Below are 23,570 nucleotides of genomic sequence, written 5' to 3'. Positions count from 1 at the left end.
TTCACTAATGAAAATTTAAGAAATCATCATACGAATTGAGTATGAAAATGTTTTTATTGTTAAATTCAGTACAAAAAAAGCGATTTTTGTGTCTTAAAATCAATGCAATCTTCCTGCTTTTTTAGTACCTTTACACCCTAACTAATCAAAAAAATACGATGAAGAAAAGATTTTGTTATTTTATTTTACTGACTTGTTTGGGTGTGTTTTCAGGGGTATGGGCACAAGATAAACGCCCTAATATGGTAATTATCATTTCGGACGATCACGCCTTTCAAGCCATTAGTGCCTATGGCAGAAAGCCTTATAATCACACCCCGAACATTGATAGAATTGCCGATGAAGGGATACTTTTTAATAAGGCTTATGTAACCAATTCCATTTGTGGACCAGCAAGGGCGGCTATTCTGACAGGAAAATATAGTAGTAAAAACGGATACAAAGATAATGAAAACTCACGTTACGATTCTTCTCAAAATCAGTTTGTAAATGAGCTACAACGTGCAGGTTATCAAACCGCTTGGATTGGGAAATATCATTTGGGCAAAAATCCGAAAGGGTTTGATTATTCGGAAATATTACCTGGGCAAGGGCATTATTTTAATCCTGATTTTATCCTTCCTGACGGAAAAATAGTGCGTAAGGAAGGTTATGTTTCGGATATTGTTGAGGATACCGCCGAAAAATGGTTAGATGAGCGTGATCCTTCCAAACCTTTTTGTTTGATTATTGGGCATAAGGCAACGCATCGTACTTGGATGCCTGATATTCAGGATTTGAACACTTTTGAAAAGACACATTTTTCACTTCCTGAAACTTTCTATGACGATTATAAAACACGCAAAGCAGCTCAAGTTCAAGATATGTCAATAGAAAAAACGTTGATTATGGGATATGATTTAAAAATGTACCCCAATAGCGCAGACCAAGACCGAGAAGGTAATTTCAGCCGTATGAATCAACAACAACGCGATGCTTATAATACTCATTACGGACCAATTTTAGCCGATTTACAAACTCAAAATTTATCGGGTAATGCGCTGACCGAATGGAAATATCAGCGCTATATGAAGGATTATCACGCTACGGCAATTTCTTTGGATAGAAATATCGGTAGAACACTTGATTATTTAGATAAACACAATCTTTCTGAAAACACTATAGTGATTTATCTCTCTGATCAAGGTTTTTATATGGGAGAACACGGTTGGTTCGATAAGCGTTTTATGTATGAAGAATCGTTCCGAACCCCAATGGTAATGCGTTTTCCGAAAAATATTAAGCCCAAACAAAAAACCGATGCATTGATTATGAATATAGATATTGCTCCCACCCTTTTGGAGTATGCAGGAGTATCTGTTCCGAAGGATATGCACGGCAATTCATTCAAAGCACTGGTAGATGGCAAAAAGTATAAAAAACAAAAAACGATTTATTATCATTATTATGAAAATGGGGAGCATTCTGTTTCACCGCATTTTGGGGTGCGTGATGAGAGATATAAACTTATCCGTTTTTACAAACGTGTAGAGGGTTGGGAATTCTTCGATTTGAAAAAAGACCCCAAAGAGTTGAATAACTTATATTTCAGTAAAAAACATCAGAAAATTATCCGAAAGATGAAAAAGCAAATGCTTGAAAAAATCAAACAGTATGAGGATAATGATGCTTTACAAATTTTTAATAAAGGATAAACAATGAATTTGGGTATGAAAAGAGTCGTTTCAGGAATTGCCTTATTGGTTTTTGGGGTTTTATCGGGGCAAACACCTTTTTTGGATTCGTATTACGAAAATCCTGCTGTTCAGGAAATCAATCGTTTACCGATGCGAGCTACTTACTTTCCGTATGAATCAACAGAAAGAGCTTTTGAAAATCAACCTGAAAAATCCGAACGTTTTTTAAGCTTGAATGGAATTTGGAAATTTTTATGGAAGGAAGACTTCAAACAATTACCAACTGATTTTTTTAAAGAGAGTTACAACGATACCTCGTGGGACGATTTTAAAGTGCCTGCCACTTGGGAGTTTAACGGCTACGGAACGCCCATTTACGTGAATGAAAAATTTGAATTTGCTGTAAAGAATCCGCAACCACCCAACATTCCTGATAGCATAAATCAACCCGTTGGAGCGTATCGTAAGGTGATTGAAATCCCAGAAAAATGGCAAGACAAAGAGGTGTTTATCCATTTGGGAGCGGTAAAATCAGCCTTTAAATTGTATGTTAATGGTCAGTTCGTAGGTTTTGGTAAGGATAGTAAATTGCCTTCCGAATTTGACTTAACGCCTTTTATTAAGCAAGGGAAAAATGTAATTGCTTTGGAGGTTCGTCGTTGGAGTGATGCTTCTTTTTTGGAAGCTCAAGATATGTGGCGACTTTCGGGAATTATGCGCGATTGTTACTTGTATGCTCGTCCTAAACTTCATTTTTTTGATTATGAGTCACTTTCAGAGCTTACTAATGATTATAAAGATGGGGTGATGCAACTACGGGTTCAAGCATTTAATAATACTGATGATAATCAAGAAGATAGTAGTATTGAGGCTACACTTTTTGATCAGCAAGGGCAGAAAATATGGCAAGAAACCCAAAAAATACCGAAACTTAAAAAAGCTTTCGGAAAGGCTGAAAATCAATTTGTTGCTGAAATTTCGAATATCAAACCTTGGACAGCAGAAACCCCTAATCTGTATGACCTTCAACTCATTTTGAAAGATAAAAAAGGACAAATTCAAGAGGTAATCCGGCGAAAAACCGGTTTCCGTTCGGTTGAAATCAAAGGTAATGTGTTTTTAATCAATGGAATGCCTGTGAAACTTAAAGGGGTTAATCGGCACGATGCCAGTTCCAAAACGGGGCAAGTGGTCAGCAAGGAAGAAATGCTTAAAGATGTTAAGTTGATGAAAGAGCTTAATATCAATGCAGTACGTACTTCTCATTACCCTAACGATCCGTATTTTTATGAATTATGTGACCAATATGGGCTTTACGTAATGGATGAGGCTAATGTGGAAAATCACGGTATGCATTATGCTTTTGATCGTACTTTAGCCAATCATCCAGATTGGGAAAAGGCTCATCTTATGCGTGTTATCCGAATGGTGCAACGCGATAAGAATCACCCTTCGATATTCTCGTGGAGTATGGGAAATGAATCGGGCAATGGTTGGAATTTTTACCAAGCCTATAAAGCGGTTAAGGGGATTGACCCATCAAGACCAGTTCATTACGAATTGGCTTCAGGAGATTGGAATATTGATATGGAGTCGCGAATGTATCGAAGCATTGATTTTTTGGTCAATTATGCCGAAAATAATCCTAAAAAACCTTTTGTATTGTGCGAATATGCACACGCTATGGGCAATAGCGTAGGTAACTTTCAAGAATATTGGGATGTTTATGAGAAATATCCTTCGCTTATGGGAGGTTTTATTTGGGATTGGATGGATCAAGGCGTTGAGAAAATGGTCAATGGTAAACGTATTTTTGGTTATGGAGGCGATTGGGGAGATGAAAACACTCCAAGTGATAATAACTTCTTGAATAATGGAGTTGTAGGTCCATATCATACGCTACATCCACACGCTTATGAGGTGCGTAAAGTACATCAATTTATCGGGTTTTCGTATCAGAAAAATATTCTTACTGTTCAAAATAAATATTTCTTCCAAGATTTGAGCAACTTTGAGATACAGTGGGAATTGCTTAAAGATGGAAAACTTGTTCAAAATGGAGTCTTCAAGCATTTAGATGTTAAACCTCAACAACGGAAAGAATATAAGTTAAAGGTAAAAACGGACAATACTGCGGAATATATTCTGCGGGCAACGGCTTTCACTAAAGCACAAGAAGGAGTGCTAGAAGCAGGTACAGCACTAGCTTTTGGTGAGTTTTTCCTTACTCCATACCGAGCTAAAAATGACGTTTCAGAATTGGTAAATGTGGCTGTTAATGAAAATGATAAAGAAATTCGTGTTCAAAATCAATATTTTACAGCAATCATCTCAAAAGAAAAAGGAATACTTACGGATTACACTGCAAACGGGAAGGTGATTTTTAAGCAAGGACCTTATGCTAATTTTTGGCGCCCAGCAACTGATAATGATTTTGGTGCAGGGCTACAACATAAATTGGCAAAACTTAAAGATGCTGATAAACAAGCTATAGTAGAACGAATAGAGGTAGCGCATACTCATTCATCTCAAGTTAAGGTTACGATTGTTAAAAAAATGATTGATCAAAGCCTTATGTTTGTTCAAAATCTTATTTTTGATGGCAAAGGAAGCCTTCAGGTAGAGAATGAGTTTACTCCCTTAAAAATGGATGATAAAATGCTGACTTTCAAAATAGGAAATCATCTAGTATTGCCTGCGGACTTTAAAGAAATAGAATGGTATGGTAGAGGACCGTGGGAGAGCTATGCTGATAGAAAAACTGCCGCTTTGGTTGGGCTTTATAAAGGAGCCATAGAAGAGGAATATCATCCGTATCTTCGTCCGCAAGAGTCTGGTAATAAAACAGATGTGCGCTATGCCAAAATAACCAGAGCTGATGGTAGTGGCTTTCGTATTCAATCAACAAAGAAGCTGCTCAATGTGAATGTTTTGCCTTATGAACCCGATCAGTTGTTCCCTGGAATGAAAAAAGGACAAACTCACTCGGGTAGTCTTGAATTTTCAGAAAATATACATTTAGATGTTGACTTACAGCAATTAGGCGTAGGTGGGAATAACAGTTGGGGAGAATTGCCTATTGAAAAATATCGCTTGTACCTCTACAACCCCTATTCATACACTTATCGTATAATTCCTTTTAATAAAGAATAGTTTCTATGCCTGTGTGTTGTCTGTTTAAATCGTGAATAATAGTTAACATTAAGTTAGAAATCAGAGAGGTGCTAAGAATCACATTTTCAGAGTTCTTAACAAATATATAGTTAAGGGTTTATAATAGGAAATAACTTATTTTTTTTGTATGTAATTTTATGATTTTAAACTATTTGCTATTTTTTTATTGTTTTATTTAATACATAAGAAAGTTGTTTTTATGAAAATTTTGTGAAAAAGATTTTTTATTTCACGAAAACGTTTTACTTTTGCGTAGAGTTATAGGGACTTAAAAGTCTTTAGTTTTGAAAATAAATTATTAACCAAAAACATTTTTTACAATGAAAGACCTATTATTAAGAAAGTATGCTCGTTGGAGCAATGTTTCGTTGCTAATGGTTTTTGTATTTGTTTTTTCTTTCCAAGATTTGAAAGCAGATAATATTGGAAACGATAAGGGGCGTACAATAGAGGATGCGCAACAACAAAAAACAATTACAGGTACTGTTATTGATGAACAAGGGCAACCTCTTCCTGGGGTAAGTATTATTGTTAAAGGTAAGCAGGGCAAAGGCACCTCTACCGACTTTGATGGAAAATACGCTATTTCGGTTTTACCAACGGATAGACTTGTTTTTTCCTATATCGGTTTTGCACCACAAGAGGTTTTGGTGGGTAACAAATCTGTTGTTAATGTAACAATGAAAGAAGATACCCAACAGTTAGATGATGTTGTTGTTACTGCTTATGGTACAGGGCAAAAGAAAGTGAGCGTTGTGGGATCTGTACAAACAGTTAAGCCTAAAGAGTTAAAAATACCTTCCACTAATTTATCCACTAGTTTTGCTGGACGTATGGCAGGGGTTATTGCTGTACAACGTGGAGGACAACCAGGTGCTGATGGTGCTGATTTTTGGATTCGCGGAATTTCTACCTTTGGTGGTGCTACTAATCCTCTTATTATTTTAGATGGAGTTCAAGTTTCTGCTGGTGATTTGAATGCTATTGATCCTGAGGTTATAGAAAGTTTTTCTGTTTTGAAAGATGCGACCGCTACTGCTTTATATGGTTCTCGTGGCGCTAATGGTGTTATGATTGTTACAACTAAGTCAGGGTCAGATTTGGATAAACCTATAATTAATCTTCGTGTAGAGGGTAATATGTCTGAACCATCTAGATTGCCTCAGTTTGTAGATGGTGTTAGTTATATGAAATTGTACAATGAAGGGGTTGCTAACTTAGGTTCTGGTGTTTTACCTTATAGTCAAGAAAAAATAGATGGTACTGCAGCAGGTTTAAATCCTTATGTTTTTCCTAATGTTGATTGGTATAACGAAATTTTTAAACAAAGAGCTTTTAATCAAAAGGTTCATATGAATATTCGTGGTGGTGGAAAAAAATTGACTTATTTCCTTAGTGGTTCTTTGAATCGTGATACGGGTATGGTAAAAGATATTAGTAGAGATTACTTTTCTTTTAATAATAATATCAACTATATGCGTTATGCGTTTCAAAACAACATTGATTTGAAATTGGGCGAATTCTCTAAAATAGGATTGAAGATAAATTCTCAATTCATTGATAAACGAGACCCGCGTACTGGAGTTAAACAAACGTTTGAGAAAATAATGAATGCAAATCCTGTTGATTTTCCTATAAGATATGAGCAAGAAACAGGAAGTGATATTACACGTTGGGGTGGTTATTTAGGAGGCACAGATGCTGCTGGAACTAATCCTTTTTCTAATTTAGTGGCAGGTTATACTGATACATTTGAAAGTACAGTTATTGCTAATATCGATTTTAATCAAAAATTAGATTTTTGGGTTAAAGGTTTGCAATTTACTGCCTTAGGTTCTTTTAAAAATTGGTCACAATCACAGACTATTCGTAGAGCTCCTCTCAATACATTCGGTTTAGCATCTTATAAATTAGAACCTGATGGTACTTATTCTTATGTGCTAAATGCTGCTGGAGAAGAACGCCCAGAAGTGTTGGAAACTACAGCAGGAACTACAGGTGATCGTAGAATTTATTTACAAGGAATATTAGATTATACTAGAAAATTTGGTGTTCACGATGTGAATGCACTTTTGATTTACAATCAAGAAGAAACATCTCTAAATAATATTCATCATGATCAAGCGTTTCAACGTTTATTGAATTCTCTTCCTAGAAGAAGTCAAGGGATATCTTCTCGACTTTCTTATGCGTATGATAATCGTTATTTAGCCGAGTTTAATGTTGGGTATAATGGTTCTGAAAATTTTGCTAAAGGAAGAAGATTTGGTATATTCCCTTCTATAGCTTTGGGGTATAACATTAGTGAAGAAAAATTCTTTGAACCTATAAAAGATGTCGTATCTTGGTTAAAATTAAGAGGTTCTTGGGGATTAGTAGGAAATGACAGAACTAATGCTGCACGTTTTGCTTACATGTCTAGTATTAATTTGAGAGGTAGATCATTTACCTCAGGGGTAGACCAAAATTATACCAAATATGGTCCTACTTATACAAGATATGAAAATTTAGATTTAACTTGGGAGGTAGGAGAAAAAATAAATCTTGGTGTTGATTTACAATTGTTTAATCAATTTAACTTAACATTCGAAGCTTTTCAAGAGATTCGAAGTAAAATTTTCCAAGAACGAGGAACGATTCCTACATATTTAGGAACCGCTGATACTAAGGAGCTTGGTAACCTTGCTAAAGTAAAAAATTGGGGATTCGATGCTAGTTTAGACTATGCAAGAAAAATTGGTCAGGATTGGTTTCTGTCTGCTAAAGGTACCTTTACCTTTGCAAGAAACAAGATACTAGAATATGATGAACCAGTACCATCTCATCCAGGTTTATCTAGAATAGGACAAAGATTAAATGTTTACCAAGGGTATGTTGCAGATAGATTATTTATTGATCAAGCAGAGGTAGATAATTCTGTGAGACAGCAGATAAGTGGTAATGTAGCAGCTGGTGATATCAAATATATAAACATGCCTGATAAAGACGGAAAATATGATGACTTGATAGACGGTAATGATAAAGTATATATAGGACACCCAACCGTACCTGAGATTGTTTATGGTTTTGGATTTAATTTAAAATATAAGTCTATTGACGTTGGGGCTTTCTTTCAAGGAGCTGCTAATACATCTTTAATGATGTCGGGTTTCCATCCTTTTGGAACTCAGTCAAGACGTAACGTACTTAAGTTTGTTGCTGAAGATTATTGGACACCTGAAAATCAGAATATCTATGCAGCTTATCCACGATTAACTCACGATGATCATCAAAATAATACTGTTGCGTCCACTTATTGGTTACGTGATGCCTCTTTCTTGAAGTTTAAAAGTTTTGAGGTAGGATATACTCCTGAAAGATTTAAAAATATGAGAATATACGCAAGCGGACTTAATTTACTTACGTTCTCTAACTTTAAACATTGGGATCCTGAGCAAGGAAGTAATCCGTTTAACTACCCAACTCAAAGAGTGTTAAATTTTGGGGTACAAATTACTATCAACTAGTATAATATTTTAATAAAGTTTAATATGAAGACAATAAAAAAAATAGCCTTAATACTTAGCATTGCTTTAGTATTTAACGCTTGTCAATTCTTAGATATTGTGCCTGATGAGATTGCAACTGAAAAGGATGCTTTTAAAAATCAGAGAACAACTGAAGGTTTTTTGTACTCGTGCTACTCATACCTTCCACAGCCAAATCATGGAACAGCTTCTTTGGATTTTATGACTGGTGATGAAGTAGTTACTGCGTTTGAGCATGAAACTTTTGCTAATTTCCCTAAAGGTAATTTTACAGCATCTAGCCCTTCCATATCTTATTGGAACACTTTGTTTCAAGGTATTCGTCAGTGCTATATTTTGAAAAATAATATTGATGGGGTTTATGACATAAATCCTGATACTAAGAACGACTATGTAGCTCAAGCAGATTTCTTAATAGCTTATTATCATTTCTTACTATTACGTTCTTACGGACCTATAATCTTGGTGAAAACAGAACCTAACTTGAATACTCCTGCAAGTGATTTTTTATCTCGTTCTCCGTATGATGAATGTGTTGATTGGATTGCAGCTAAGTTTGATGAAGTAATACCAAGACTACCTAAAAAAAGAGAAGGTGAGCAATATGGTTTAGCAACTTCAATAGCGGCTAAAGCTATTAAAGCTAGAATGTTACTTTATGCAGCCTCACCTCTTTTTAATGGAAATGCTGATTTTTATGCCAACTTCACAGATAAAGATGGTAATCCTATGATGAACAATAGCTTTAGTTTGGCCAAGTGGGAAAGAGCCAAAGTAGCTTGTAAGGAAGCTATTGATGATGCAGAAGCATATGGATATCGTTTATATGTAGGGACAGATGCAGCATATTCCGACACGCCTGAACCTAAAGATTTAACACAGAGGGGGTTGCGTTTTTCGACTATAGATAAAGCAAATTCAGAGGTTATTTGGGCAGAAACTAGACATGAAGGTGCATATGCTCTACAAAATAAATCTCGTCCTTATTGGGGAGGAACTTGGAATGGAGTGGCTCCAACATTAACTATGTTAGAGCGTTTTTATACAGAGAAAGGACTTCCTATTGATGTAGATCCTGACTTTGACTATGCTAATAGATATGGAATAGTTAGCTTCGATGCAACTGATAATTTAGTTAAAGGAGAAGGGGAAACTTTATTGTTCAATATGAAGAGAGAGCCTCGTTTTTATGCTTGGGTTGCTTTTCACGGAGGATACTATGAATGTAGAGGAAATGCAGTTGCAAATACCCAAAATACGAATCAAAATTTACCTTATTTACCAAAATATAAAAGAGGCGATGGAAATGCTAAATTAGTTACTTTTTTTACGCGTAATGATAATTGTGGTAAAAGAGATCGTAGCAATGACTTTTCTCCAACAGGTTTCTTAAATAAAAAAGGAGTGCATCCTGCTAATACTGCAGATGGAAATATAAATTATCCTAAAAATGTGCCTTGGCCAATAGTTCGCTTGGGTGAGTTGTATCTGAATTATGCTGAAGCTTGTGTAGAAACAGGTGATATAGCTGAGGCTAAACTTTATACGAATAAAGTGCGTGTTAGGGCAGGTATCCCTACTCTTGATGAATCTTGGGGAAGCATAGGCGTGTCTTTAGATCAAGCAAAGCTTAGAGAGGTTGTCCGTCAAGAACGTATGATAGAGTTGTATTTGGAGAATCATAATTTCTGGGATATACGTCGTTGGAAATTGGCAGAGAAATACTTCGGTACAAAAGTTAGAGGTATGAACGTAAATGGCGCAGATTTACCTTCTTTTGCTAAAGAGGTTGAGGTAGGGGTAGTTCGTAATTTTAATTCTCCTGCTCATTACTTAATGCCAATTCCTATTGGAGAAATTAATAAAAATGCTAAATTAGTTCAGAATCCAGGCTATTAATTTGTTTGGAGTAGTTGGAATTTGTAAATCTTAAATTACACAAAAATGAAAAGTAGAAATATAGTATTAGTTTCTGTGTTATTATCAGTTTTAGGGTTCTCTTCTTGTAGTAAGGAGGAAGAAGTTATTACTCCCTCAGAGCTTAGTAACATTAACACAGAATCTTTAGAAGGACAGATAAAAATTACGTGGGAAAATGTATCGCCTGCTAATTTTGAATATGTTAAAATTACTTATTACGATAAGTTAAAGAAGAAAAAAATGCAACGGTTGGCAAGTAAACATACTTCTGAAATTATAATCCCAAATACTCGTAAAAAATACGGAACTTATGTTTTTACTTTGCAACCATTTAGTAGTACTAAAACAGGAGGTAAAGAGTATACTATAGAAGGGGTGTCAGGTCCGGCTCCCTCAACTATAGCCTCAACAATTGAAACCAAACAGGAACTTGTTGCTAGTAATTTGTTTTCCAATGAACCTGAACAAAGTGAAGGATCTCTTGCTAATTTGTTGGATGATAATGTAGCTACTTTTTTCCACTCTAGATGGAGTGGAGGAGGTGGGAATACTCCTCATACACACTATTTGCAAGTTAATTTGGAAACACCCATAAAAGATGGAATTAAGTTTTTTTATGCTGGTAGAAATAATGGTAACAATTATCCTACTAAGATTGTAGTTAGTGGTAGTATGGATGGCACAAATTGGGAAGAAATATCTGCAATTTCTGAGGGGTTACCTAATCCTTCTGGAGCTGTCGGAAAATATACTTCAGGTATACTTTGGTTCATTGGTAAACAGTATAAGCACTTTAAATTTGATGTTACTAAAACAGAAGATGGAAGAAAGTTTTTTGTTATGAGTGAATTCAAATTATGGCAAGTTAAACCAATAATAGAAGATCCGGAAGCTCCTGCAATAGGTGATTAGTAGTATATAAAATTATTAAATATCAAAGGTTTATCATAATTTGATGTGAGTTAGTAATGCATTTTGCTATTTCGGATCGTTGTGATAAACTTTTTTATTATATTCTCCATGAAAAAAAATATATTTACAATTTTGATGTTCTTCGTTTTGTTTGCTTTAGTTACAATAAATTGCAAAAAGGAAATGGAAGAACCTTTTTTAAATGTTGAAAATGTAAATTTTCAAAAAGAAAGTGGCTCTAAGGTTTTGCCTGTTAAGACAAATATTGATAATTGGAAAATTAATGCTTCTCCGATAGATTGGCTTACAATAAAAAGAGAAGGGCATAATATCAATTTGAGTGTTCTTGAAAATAAAGGCACTACACGTAGTTTTAAGTTTTTAGTAGAAGGAGGGGGGCTATCAAAGGAGGTTCAGGTGACTCAAATTGGGGTTGCCCCTGACATCACTTTTGATAATCAATCTTTTAAAATTGAGAAATTTTCACAAGAAATTCAGCTAACAGTTACAGCTAATGTGAGTTACGAAACTGTGCTCCCTGATTGGATTAAAGAAAAATCTAAAGAAATTTTAAGTGATGGAGTTGTAAAATATGTTTTCAGTATTTCTGAAAACAATACACAAAGTAATAGAAACGGTTTTATTACATTCCAATCAAAAGGTATAAATCCTGTAATAAGTAAGGAACTTCAAATATCTCAAAAAGGAGAGTATGGAAACGATGATGCTTCAAGTATTGAGAGTGATATAAAGCTTAAAATTCATCGTGGTACAGCTACATCTCATCAAAATGGTACTCCAATAGAAAACTCTTTTGATGGGGATATGGCTACCATTTATCATTCCAATTGGTCAAATGGTGAAGCAAATTATTTTCCGATAATTATTGAATATTTCTTTGAAACTCCACAAGATGTTGATTATATGATGTATTACCCTCGTACTGAGGGCTATAATGGGCATTTTAAACAAGTTGAGATTCAAGTAGCTACAGAGGCTAATCCAAGCTACATTAAGTTGAAAGATTTTGATTTTAAGGGAAATGGAAAAGTAACACGAGTAGAATTTAGCCCAATAACCAAAGCAAAATCTTTTAAGTTGATTATCAAATCAGGCTATGGTGATGGGCAAGGTTTCGCAGCAGCAGCTGAAATGGAATTCTACAAAAAAAGTACAGGAAGTTTTGATCCGACCTCTATCTTTACTGATATTACTTGCTCTGAATTAAAACCTAACGTAACTGATGAGCAAATTCAAAATATTTCAAATCCGTTTTATAAAAATATAGCTCAATATATGAAATTGGGGCAGTATCCTTCAGAATTCCGTATTCAGAATTATAGAGCTTGGCCTAATCCAGATGTGTACAGAGAAAGGTATCGTATGCAGTATTCGTATAGCAATTTAGATAATCCAACAGGAATAGCTGTGCAGGAAGGTGAAGAGCTAGTTGTTTTTGTAGGTCCTACTAACGGTCGTCAAATACAAATTAAAATTCAAAATTTGGACTTACCTGGAGGAGATGGTTTTGGTAATGCCTCGTATCATCCTTTATATGAAGGAGTAAATAAATTTAAAACAGGTAAGGGAGGACTTATCTACCTACAATATCAAACCGAGGATTATCAAGTAGCACCTCAAATTAAGGTACATTTCGCTACAGGTAAAGTCAATGGGTATTTCGATAAGACCAAACATAATGATGCCGATTGGAATCGTTTGATTAATGCTGCAACCAATAAATATTTTGATGTAATTGGCGAAAAATCACATATTTGTTTCCCTGTTGAGAGTTACAAGACGCACACGGGCTCAAGAGGTAGAGCGCTTATCGAACAATTTGATAAGCTAGTAGAACAGACTCATCAATTTGCTGGGCTTACCAAAGAAAGAGGTAAAGAGTTGCCTAATAGGTCATATTTTCAGGTGATGTATAAAGGATTTATGTATTGTACGGCATATAGAACCTCCTATAATGCAACCACTATGGCAACTTTATGTAATCCTGATAAAATGGGAGCTGCTTCCGATAAAACAAAAACAGATGTTTGGGGACCCGCTCACGAAATCGGACACGCACACCAAGTAGCTCCCGTGTTTATGTGGAAAGGAATGACAGAGTGTACTGTTAATATGAATTCGATGAACATTCAAACGGCTTGGGGAATTCCTACCCGATTGGAAAGAGAATCGATGCAAGGAGAAGGAGGTTACAACAATCGGTATGAAAAGGCTTATAATTTAGGAATAGTGCTCAAAAGGGCTCACGCTGATATAGCTAATAATAATCAAAATAAGGCAGATGTGTTCTGTCAGCTAGTACCTTTCTGGCAATTGAATTTGTATTTCTCTAAGGTAAAAGACGATCCTGAGTTTTCAGTGAAATTATATGATAAAATCCGAGCTGTTCAGCAAAAATCAACGATAAATGATGGTGAATATCAAGTAGATTTTACAAAAACAGTTTCTGATTTGACACAAACTAATTTGATACCTTTCTTTGAAAAATGGGGATTCTATACTCCTATTGATAAGGAAGTTGATGATTATGGAACAAGACGTGTTGTAGTCACTTCAAACTATGCAAATGACATAAAACAACAAATCAGCGGAGCTGGTTATACCACCCTTACCGATAGAATTGAATACATCTGTGATACGAATTGGATGTACTTCAAAAATAAGGCTAGTGTGGTAAAAGGAAGTGCCTCCAAAAATGGTAGCCAAATTACTACTTCAGGGTATCAAAATGTTGTAGCTTATGAAGTGTACAAGGCAAATGAGTTAATATTTGTTTCCAACAAAAATTCATTTAATATTAAACAAAATGTAACTAATGATATAGTAATATATGCCATAGCATATAATGGAGAGAGAACTCAAGTTACGTTTTAGAAAGTAAAATCTAACACAATTAAGACAATAATCCGTTTTGAAGCGATTCAAAACGGATTGTTTTTTAAAATTATAGCTCTTTTATTTTTTGGAAGATTATCAAATAATCGGTATCTTCGCCGTATTGAGTTAGATAGTGTAAGCTACAAGATTTCAGTAATTTGTATAACTATAAAACAGATTTTATTTTATGAAGAAAAGTACTTTTTTAATAACCTCTGCTTTTGTTTTGGCTGTAGTGGCGTGTAAACAAAGCAAAACAACCCCTGAAATTATGCCAGAAAATCCGCTTTTGCAACAAAGTACGTTACCGTATTTTGCTCCTGATTTTACAAAATTCACAGATGCTGATTACCGTCCTGCTTTGCTAAAAGGAATGGAATTACAAACCTTGCGGGTAAAATCAATTACCGAAAGTACTCAAAAGCCAACTTTTGAAAATACTATTGTTGCTCTGGAAGAAAGTGGTGTTGAGCTTGGCAGGGCTTCACGTGTGTTTTTTGCTTTGGCTGGGGCACATACCAATGACACGATCAAAAATATCCAGAGAGAATTAGCTCCTCAATTTGCTGCACATTCTGATGCAATTTACCTCAATGAAGCACTTTTTGAGCGCGTAAAATCGGTTTACAACGAGCGTCAATCGCTTGATTTAGATGCCGAATCTTTAAAATTATTGGAATATTATTACGAAGAATTTGTTATTGCTGGTGCAAATCTGTCAGATCAGGACAAGAAAACACTTAAAACCTATAATGCAGAGATAGCTGCTTTGCAAACCGAATTCAACCAAACTTTGTTGGATGCAAATAATGCTTCGGCACAGTTTTTTACCGATGAAAAAGCGCTTGAAGGACTTACCGCCGACCAACTTACCGCCATAAAAACGGATAAAGGTACTTGGAAGGTAGCCATTCTGAACACTACCCAACAACCTTATTTGGCACAACTTAAAAACAGAGCTACGCGAAAGCAACTTTTTGATGCGGCTTGGAATCGGGCTGATGTTGGAAAAAATAGCACCCACGAAACTATCAAAAAAATAGTGCGTTTACGGGCTCAAAAAGCAAAATTACTTGGGTTTGATAACTATGCTGAGTGGGCTTTGCAGAAAACAATGGTTAAAACACCTCAAAACATTCATAATTTTTTTAAAGATTTGATTCCAGCTGCCACTGCAAAAGCTAAAGAAGAAGCTCAAGAAATTCAAAAAATGATATCCCTAAAAGATGCTTTTATTCTTGAGCCTTACGATTGGAATTTTTATGCAGAACAAGTGCGTCGTGCCAAATTTGATTTGGATGAAAACGAAATAAAACCTTATTTCGAACTTAAAAATGTTTTAGAAAAAGGAGTTTTTTTCGCGATGGAAAAACTCTATGGAGTTACTTATAAACAACGTACGGATATTCCTGTGTATCATCCTGATGTTTTGGTGTATGAACTGTTTGAAGAAGATGGAACACCATTGGGGCTTTTTTATGGTGATTTCTTTGCACGAGAAAGTAAGCGTGGAGGAGCTTGGATGAGTAACTTCGTAGGGCAATCAAAGCTACTTGGTACAAAACCTGTGATTTATAACGTTTGTAATTATCCTAAACCAGCGCAAGGAGCTCCTGCACTTTTAACTTATGACGAGGTAGAAACCTTATTTCACGAGTTTGGTCACGCCCTGCACGGATTTTTTGCCAATCAAATGTATCCGTCATTATCAGGTACAGCAGTGGCACGTGATTTTGTAGAATTTCCCTCACAAGTTAATGAAAATTGGGCGCTCTATCCTGAGGTTTTAAAAAATTATGCTATTCATTACAAAACAGGTGAAGTGATTCCACAAACCTTGATTGATAAGATTAAAAAAGCTGCGACTTTTAATCAAGGTTATAGCTTTACCGAGGTACTTGCCGCGGCTAACTTAGATTTGCAATGGCATACGCTATCGGCTGACACTCCTATTGACCAGGTAAATGCCTTTGAAAAACAAGCCTTAAAAGACACCAATCTTTGGCTTGAACAAGTACCACCTCGTTATCGTTCTACCTATTTTGCACATATTTTTGGTGGTAATTATGGTGCTGGATATTATTCGTATCAATGGACAGAAATGTTACATCACGATGCTTTTCAATGGTTTTTAGAAAATGGAGGTATGACCCGCGCTAATGGACAACGCTTAAGAGATATGGTGCTTTCTCGTGGAAATACAATGGATTATGAAAAAATGTATCGTGATTTTCGTGGAAAAGCTCCAGCTATTGAGCCAATGCTAAAAGCACGAGGCTTGAAGTAATAAAATTGAATACCATTGGTGGATAAAATGTATAATCAGTAAAACCAAATATACCAAAAATCAAAATGAAATGTACATTTTTTGAGGATTTTGTTGTCACAGATATATAAGTACAAAAGCACGGCATTTTAGCCGTGCTTTTTCTATTCCAATTCATTTGTAAACTTTTCAATCCTTATTTGATAAGTTTACGATTGTGTTACTACTTCTGACATATAAGGTCTCATTGTATTTCTTTACCTCCTTTTATCCCATCCCCTTTTTTTTTTATCCTTTATCCTTTTAACTTTATCCTTTACCTTGTACCCGTCTTTTGTTTCTTTATTCTTCAATTTCAACCAATATGGGGCAATGGTCGCTATGTTTGGCTTCGGGGAGTATGAGGGCTCTTTTTAGGCGACTTTCCAAAGGTTGAGCCACTAAATTATAGTCAATACGCCAGCCCTTGTTGTTATTTCGGGCATTGGCACGATAACTCCACCACGAGTAATGATGCGGTTCTTTGTTGAAATGTCTGAAACTATCAATAAAACCGCTTTTCATAAAGGCGTCAATCCATTGTCTTTCTACGGGTAAAAATCCAGAAACGTTGGCATTACGCACAGGGTCGTGAATATCAATGGCTTGATGACAGATGTTGTAATCTCCACAGATTATCAAGTTCGGATGTGTTTCTTTGAGCTTATCAATATATTTTTGAAAATCCGCCATAAAGGTCAGTTTATGCTCCAAGCGATTGATGTTCGTTCCTGAAGGAAGATACAAACTCATTACAGAAAAGCCTTCAAAATCAGCACGTAAAATACGCCCTTCACTATCCATATAATCAATACCACTGCCAACCTCTACGTGCTTCGGAGGAATTTTTGAGAGAATGGCAACACCGCTATACCCTTTTTTTTGAGCGCTATGCCAATACCGATATTTATAGCCTAACTGCTCAAAAGGAAGTGTATCAATTTGGTCTTCAAGAGCCTTTATTTCTTGCAGACAAAGTACGTCGGGGTTTGCAGCTTTTAGCCACTCAATAAGCCCTTTATTCATTGCCGCACGTATGCCATTTACGTTATAAGATATAATTTTCATTTTCTTTTTTGCTAAATCATAATCGGTTTTAAATCAGTCAAAAAGTTCGCTAACTTTCTCGTACACCCAGTTGGATTCCCATCCTCGGTACAATAAATAATCCGTTAGCTTTTTCTTAGCTTTAAGTTTGTTTTTTTCAGAAATTTCAGCATATTTTTTTTCTGCCAATTTGTGGAAAGTAGCTACATATTCATCATAATCAATTTCTTGTAAAGCTATTTTGATGTTGTAAGTAGAAATTTCGCGAAAACGTAACTCTTGTTTAATACGATTCTTTCCCCAGTTTTTATATCGGAATTTGCCCCGTGCAAAACTTTTAGCGAAACGTTCCTCGTTTAAAAATCCGTTTTCTATCAAATGCACAACTATGGTATCAATAGCCAATGGAATCATACGCATTTGTCGAAGCTTGGCAACCACCTCTTTATGGTAGCGTTCTTGATAGGCACAAAAGGCTTCAAGTTTGCGTTTAGCCTCTTCAATTGTATATGTTTTTACGCCTTGCAATTTGTTTTGTGTTATATAAAACAGATAAATAGGAGGTTGAATCGTATTTTTATATTACTTCCAGTATTTCTTATTTACATTATGTTCTACTATATAATCTAAAATACGTTGCACCAAATTCACGTGGTCGTAACCTGAAACATTATGAGCGTGCATTGGATATAAAAAGAAATCAAAAAATTGCTTTTGACTTACTGATGTTCTCATCAAAGTTAAAACGTGTTGCGGAACTACCACATCGTCCACACTACCGTGAATAAAAAGAATTTTTCCTTTCAGATTATTCACATAATTGGAAATACGACTTTTTTCATATCCATTGGGGTTACTTTGTGGGGTATCCATATAACGTTCGCCATACATTACCTCGTAAAATGTCCAATCAGTAACAGCGCCTCCTGCAACTGCTGTGCTAAACACCCCCGGATGTCTTAGCATTAGGCTCGAAGCCATAAAACCACCAAAACTCCAACCGTGTACTGCTATTTGCCCAGAATCTACATAGGGCAATGTTTTGAGGTAATTTATTCCTGTTAATTGGTCTTCCATTTCCAATTCGCCTAATTGTCGATGAATTCCACTCTCGAAGGCAAAACCTCGGTTGGCACTTCCGCGATTGTCTAAGGTAAAGACGATATACTTCTGGTTATGAGCAAAAACAGGCATCCACAAATAAGAACCTGCCAACCACGAATTAGTTACTAATTGTGCGTGTGGTCCCCCATAAACATAAACCAGTACGGGATATATTTTAGAGGGATCAAAGTCTTTGGGTTTGTGCATTTTTGCGTATAAAGGAGTGCCGTCGTTGGCTTTCAATTCTATCAATTCGGTAGTTCCAACAGCGTATTTTTCTAACGGATTTTCCGATTTTAATATTGTTTTCTTCTGTTGTGTTTCTGTTTGAATGATTTCAATGACTTGCGGAATGGTTACACTACTATATGTATCCAAAAGATATTTTCCATTCCAGCTCAAATGTGTTTTGTGTGTTCCAGGTACGGTGGTTAAAGCCGTTATTTTTTTTGGATTCTTAATATTGATTTTAAAAGTATGATTTTGCCGAGCATCATTACCAGTACCCGAGATAAAAACGTGCTTACTTGTAGCGTCAAAGCCTAGAATTTCATCAACTACCCATTTGAAATTAGTTATTTGCTTTATAAGTTTTCCGTTTAAATTATAATGATACAAATTCATAAAGCCGTTACGCTCACTCATCCAAAGAAATTCCGTGTTGGAATTGGGTAAAAAAACGGCTTGGTGTTCTGGCTCTACCCATTTGTCGTTTTTTTCTTCAAATAAAGTATTGACTTTCTTTCCAGTAGCAACGTCATATCGGTTAAGCCAATACTGATTTTGTTCACGATTTATTTCAGCAATTAGTACATATTTTTCATCGGGTGTCCACGAAAGGTTCGTTAAATAATGCTCATCCGAAGTGTCAATATCTAAATAAACCAACTTCTGAGTATCAATATTATAAATTCCTACAGAGGCACGTTCGCTTTTCTGACCAGCCATTGGGTATTTTATGAGTTTGGAACTTGCAGGAACGGAAGTAATATCCACTAGCGGATAATCGGTAACGTGAGTTTCATCTTTTTGGTAAAACGCTAATAGATTGCCTTTTGGGCTCCAGAAAGTTCCTTTCTTGATTCCGAATTCACTACGATGTATGGCTTGTCCTGCAACAATATTAGCATTGGTATGCTGTGTAACTACAATTTTTTCGGAACGCTCATCAGCAATATACAAATTATTGTCTATGGTATAAGCAACTCTATTTTGCTTCTCGTTAAAATCCTTATGGGTTGCTTCTTTGGGTAAAGTTATGGAAACTAAGGGCTTATTTGTGTTGTAGTCATAGATTTTAAAGGAATGGTCTATTTCAAAAACCATACGATTGGCATCAATGTAATTTATCCAAGGGATATGTGTTAAATGATATACTCCTTGAAGCTCATTGCCAACTCGCTTGACTTCCTTTCCCGTTTCTGCTGAAATGAAAATGATTCCGTCATTGGAACGGTACGCGAAATGGTCGGTGCCCTCCACCCTTTGCAGATTGTAAAAGGTTTTAGGGTACAAACTACCTTCAGAGGTAAATCCGATTACACTCTCTGGAATGGTTAGTTTTCTTTCCTGAGCAAAAGCTATTTGTAAAGCCGTGAAAAACAAAAAGAAAATATATTTTTTCATAAACTAATAATGATTTGAACGATTTTTAATCAAAGCAAAAATATAAGAAAATTACAGACCTTACAAAAAAGGTTCAGAAAATTTAATCTTTTTTTCTAATTTTTGAACGGATAATACGCTCAAACTCATTTTGCTGTTTCATATTTAGAAAACCCATTTCTATAGGAAGATAAAAGAGTTCAGGCAAATGCTCTTTCAATCGCATATAATCCTTTTCGGTGGTTAAAATTCGAGAATGTTGGCTTAATTTACGTAACTCTTCCGTTGTGAAATTATGATGGTCGGGAAATGCAATATGCTTAAAATTCCCTTTTTGTGATTTTAAAAAATCAACTAAAGGTTGGGCTTTGGCAATGCCTGTAACTAATACAAAAGATTTTTGTAAAAATGACTCTAGCGTAATGACTTCTGTTTGAGATAAAACGGATTTTGCGTAATTTATTTTAGCAAAAAACACAGGTTGACCATCTCGTTTGCGAAGTTTACGGGTAAGGGTTTGCTGTTGTTCCTCTGGCAAAACATTGGGGCATTTGGTAACTACGATAACATCAGCTAAGGCAGCTCGAGAGGCTACATCGCGCAGATTTCCTGTGGGTAGTAGCCAATCATCGGTAAATAAATCGGGATAAGCGGTTAGTAGTACATTACAAGTTGCTTTTACTTTTCGGTGTTGGAAGGCGTCGTCAAGTAAAATTACTTCAGGGGCATTGGGTAAGGCTTCTAATGCTGTAATACCTTGACTACGATTGGCATCTACGGCTAGAATAATTTCAGGATATTTGGTCCAAAACTGAAGAGGTTCATCGCCTACATCGGCAACGGTTGTCTTTTCATTAGCAAGTACAAATCCTTTGGTCTTGCGCTTGTACCCACGACTAAGCACTCCAATGGTAAAATCATTCTTCAAAAAACGAATCAGATATTCAATCATTGGGGTTTTTCCCGTTCCGCCTACGCTTAAATTGCCTACGCATATTGTAGGGGTTTCAAAGGTTTTAGAAACCAACCAACCGCTGTCATATAAAAAATGACGCGTACGTACTAAAATTCCGTACAAAACGGCGAAAGGCAGTAGCAAGTATCGAATAATTCTTACCATTTTTTAGTTGTTGAATTGTTGCAAAGGTAGAGGTTTTGGTGGCAAATTGAGCATTTGGTAAGTTGTTTTCTTGTCTTATTGTTTAAAAACCTAAAAAACAAATATTTGCTTTTACATCAAAAACTTACAACTTCAGATTTTTATTCAGATTGTTTTTTTCGTACCTTTGTCCGACTAAAAATAATTAAGAAGCAATGTTTGGAGATATTATGGGAATGATGGGGAAACTTAAAGAAACCCAGCAAAAAATAGAAGATACTAAAAAGCGATTGAACCACGTATTTGTTGATGAAACCACCACCGATGGAAGTATTAAGGTTTCTATATCAGCAAATCGAGAGATAAAATCAATTGAAATTGCCCCAGAATTACTTTCTGATAAAGAGCAATTAGAAGATTATTTGATACTTACGCTTAATAAAGCCATTGCCAAAGCTACACAAATCAACGAACAAGAGTTAGCAGCTGTAGCTAAGGAAGGAATGCCTAACATACCTAGATTAAACCTGTAAATCCTTAAAACAAAGTAAGATGATACCCTCAGCAGGAATGCTCCAAAAAGAAACCTTGAAAGGCAAAACCATTGTGGTTACCGCCGGTGGTGACGGATTGGGGTTGTCTATGAGTCGTTATTTTCTCAAATTGGGTGCCTCGGTGGTTATCACTTCTCGTAATTTCAAGAAATTGTACATTGTTGCGGCTCAGCTTACTAAAGAGACCGATGGTCACTGTTTACCCTTGGCTTGTGATATTCGTGATTACCACCAAGTGGAAGTGATGCTCAAAAAAAGCATCGAAAAATTAGGGAAAGTAGATGTTTTGGTTAATAATGCCGCAACAAATATCTTTTTCCCTACCGAAAAGCTGTGTTTTTCTACTTTTGATAATATTATCGATACCACTTTGAAAGGAAGTAAAAACTGTACATTGGCTTTTGGTAAACATTGGATAAATAGCAAACAAACGAATGCTTCGGTGCTCAATATGATAAGTACTTATGCCTTAACTGGTTCAGCCTATGTCACTGCCAGTGCTATGGCAAAAGCAGGAGTTTTGGCAATGACACGTAGTTTAGCCGTAGAATGGGCGAAATATGGCATACGCTCCAACGCCATTGCACTTGGGGCTTTTTCTTCAGAAGATGCTTTGAGGCAGTTTATACCGAAAGAGTTAAGTGAAAAGTTTGATGCTACGGAAAAAATTCCGCTTAGGCGTATGGCTACACATCAGGAATTATGTGACTTGACAGCTTTTATGATTTCGGATTATGCCTCTTTTTTAAACGGAGAAGTTATCACTATCGATGGTGGAGCGTGGCTTCAAGGTGCTGGGCAATTCAATGCTATGGAAAATATTCCCCCTCAAATTTGGGAGCGATTGGGTGACAGTTCTTCTGAAAATAAAGTGTAACCCCAAACCATATTTCCGACAACTTTTAAGATTTAATATTACCAAAAAATAAAAAATAATTACTACTTTTACACTTTTGTAAATACACACAAACTATGGGCAAAATTATTGCAGTTGCAAATCAAAAAGGAGGCGTTGGCAAAACGACCACATCGGTAAATTTGGCGGCATCTCTAGGAGTTTTGGAAAAAAAAGTATTACTGATTGATGCTGACCCACAGGCAAATGCTACTTCGGGGTTAGGGATTGATATTGAGTCCGTAGAACACGGTACTTATGAGCTATTGGAGCACGCTATGGATATTCGTGATATGATTATTAAAACGGATTCGCCTAACCTTGATTTGATAGCTGCTCACATTGACTTGGTCGCTATTGAAATTGAATTGGTAGACAAGGAAGAGCGCGAGTATATGCTCAAAAAAGCTTTGGCTTCGGTAAAAGAAGAGTATGATTATATTCTGATTGACTGCGCACCTTCACTTGGGCTTATCACATTAAACGCTTTAACAGCAGCCGATTCAGTAATCGTTCCGATTCAATGTGAATACTTCGCTTTGGAAGGATTGGGTAAATTGCTCAATACCATTAAGAGTGTTCAAAAAGTACACAACCCGAATTTGGATATTGAAGGGCTATTACTTACAATGTATGATGCTCGTTTGCGTCTTTCTAACCAAGTAGTAGAGGAGGTGCAAAAGCATTTTAGTGATATGGTATTTAAAACGATTATTCAACGTAACGTGAGGCTAAGTGAAGCTCCAAGTTTCGGAGAAACCATTATCAATTATGATGCTACTAGCAAAGGAGCTACCAATTACATCAATTTGGCTCAAGAAATCTTAGAAAAAAACAAAGTTTAAACAAGGTAA

At 35.8% G+C, this 23,570-nt stretch carries 14 protein-coding genes; 10 read left to right on the top strand and 4 right to left on the bottom strand.

Annotation, left to right across the window (positions count from 1 at the left end; translation table 11 throughout):
* The first annotated feature begins 158 nt into the window (after positions 1–158).
* From CGC47_RS04485 to CGC47_RS04455, 7 genes are all read left to right on the top strand, one after another.
* A complete protein-coding gene (locus tag CGC47_RS04485; RefSeq protein WP_042002117.1) occupies positions 159–1,694 on the top strand; it encodes a sulfatase family protein in 1,536 nt (511 codons plus the stop codon).
* A 15-nt stretch (positions 1,695–1,709) separates the two neighbouring features.
* Positions 1,710–4,829: a glycoside hydrolase family 2 TIM barrel-domain containing protein gene (locus CGC47_RS04480; RefSeq protein WP_232779693.1), complete on the top strand. Its 3,120-nt coding sequence runs from the start codon at positions 1,710–1,712 to the stop codon at positions 4,827–4,829.
* Between the two features lie 341 nt (positions 4,830–5,170).
* The gene (locus CGC47_RS04475; RefSeq protein WP_052456198.1) at positions 5,171–8,356 is read left to right on the top strand and encodes a SusC/RagA family TonB-linked outer membrane protein; all 3,186 of its coding nucleotides are present in this window, start codon (positions 5,171–5,173) and stop codon (positions 8,354–8,356) included.
* Between the two features lie 24 nt (positions 8,357–8,380).
* Positions 8,381–10,276: a RagB/SusD family nutrient uptake outer membrane protein gene (locus tag CGC47_RS04470; protein ID WP_042002120.1), complete on the top strand. Its 1,896-nt coding sequence runs from the start codon at positions 8,381–8,383 to the stop codon at positions 10,274–10,276.
* A 45-nt stretch (positions 10,277–10,321) separates the two neighbouring features.
* Positions 10,322–11,209 (top strand): discoidin domain-containing protein, encoded by an 888-nt coding sequence (locus CGC47_RS04465; protein ID WP_095900043.1) that lies wholly within the window; start codon positions 10,322–10,324, stop codon positions 11,207–11,209.
* A 183-nt stretch (positions 11,210–11,392) separates the two neighbouring features.
* Complete coding sequence (locus tag CGC47_RS04460) at positions 11,393–14,104, top strand: M60 family metallopeptidase (RefSeq protein ID WP_232779692.1); 2,712 nt, start codon at positions 11,393–11,395, stop codon at positions 14,102–14,104.
* Between the two features lie 190 nt (positions 14,105–14,294).
* Positions 14,295–16,394 (top strand): M3 family metallopeptidase, encoded by a 2,100-nt coding sequence (locus tag CGC47_RS04455; RefSeq protein ID WP_095900041.1) that lies wholly within the window; start codon positions 14,295–14,297, stop codon positions 16,392–16,394.
* A gap of 321 nt (positions 16,395–16,715) precedes the next feature.
* Here the strand turns inward: CGC47_RS04455 and CGC47_RS04450 are convergent, their stop codons facing one another.
* The 4 genes from CGC47_RS04450 to lpxK form a co-directional block, all read right to left on the bottom strand.
* A complete protein-coding gene (locus CGC47_RS04450; RefSeq protein ID WP_013997842.1) occupies positions 16,716–17,480 on the bottom strand; it encodes an exodeoxyribonuclease III in 765 nt (254 codons plus the stop codon).
* Positions 17,481–17,513: 33 nt separating this feature from the next.
* On the bottom strand, positions 17,514–17,987 hold the full coding sequence (locus CGC47_RS04445) for a regulatory protein RecX (RefSeq protein WP_013997841.1): 474 nt from the start codon (positions 17,985–17,987) through the stop codon (positions 17,514–17,516).
* A gap of 54 nt (positions 17,988–18,041) precedes the next feature.
* Positions 18,042–20,189, bottom strand: coding sequence for a S9 family peptidase (locus CGC47_RS04440; RefSeq protein ID WP_042001546.1), 2,148 nt, complete (start codon positions 20,187–20,189; stop codon positions 18,042–18,044).
* Between the two features lie 82 nt (positions 20,190–20,271).
* Entirely contained in the window at positions 20,272–21,288 is a 1,017-nt protein-coding gene (gene lpxK, locus CGC47_RS04435) for a tetraacyldisaccharide 4'-kinase (protein ID WP_042001548.1), read from the bottom strand.
* Between the two features lie 194 nt (positions 21,289–21,482).
* On the opposite strand from lpxK, the gene CGC47_RS04430 reads away from it, so the two are divergent.
* The 3 genes from CGC47_RS04430 (at position 21,483) to CGC47_RS04420 (ending at position 23,561) form a co-directional block, all read left to right on the top strand.
* Positions 21,483–21,800: a YbaB/EbfC family nucleoid-associated protein gene (locus CGC47_RS04430; protein WP_042001551.1), complete on the top strand. Its 318-nt coding sequence runs from the start codon at positions 21,483–21,485 to the stop codon at positions 21,798–21,800.
* A 19-nt stretch (positions 21,801–21,819) separates the two neighbouring features.
* Positions 21,820–22,698 (top strand): SDR family oxidoreductase, encoded by an 879-nt coding sequence (locus CGC47_RS04425; protein ID WP_042001554.1) that lies wholly within the window; start codon positions 21,820–21,822, stop codon positions 22,696–22,698.
* A 95-nt stretch (positions 22,699–22,793) separates the two neighbouring features.
* Positions 22,794–23,561, top strand: coding sequence for a ParA family protein (locus CGC47_RS04420; RefSeq protein ID WP_013997836.1), 768 nt, complete (start codon positions 22,794–22,796; stop codon positions 23,559–23,561).
* The last annotated feature ends 9 nt before the right edge of the window (positions 23,562–23,570 follow it).

It is taken from the genome of Capnocytophaga canimorsus (assembly GCF_002302565.1).
GTDB lineage: Bacteria > Bacteroidota > Bacteroidia > Flavobacteriales > Flavobacteriaceae > Capnocytophaga > Capnocytophaga canimorsus.
Note: the sequence above shows the minus strand (reverse complement) of the source record. Positions and strands in the feature narration are given on the sequence as shown.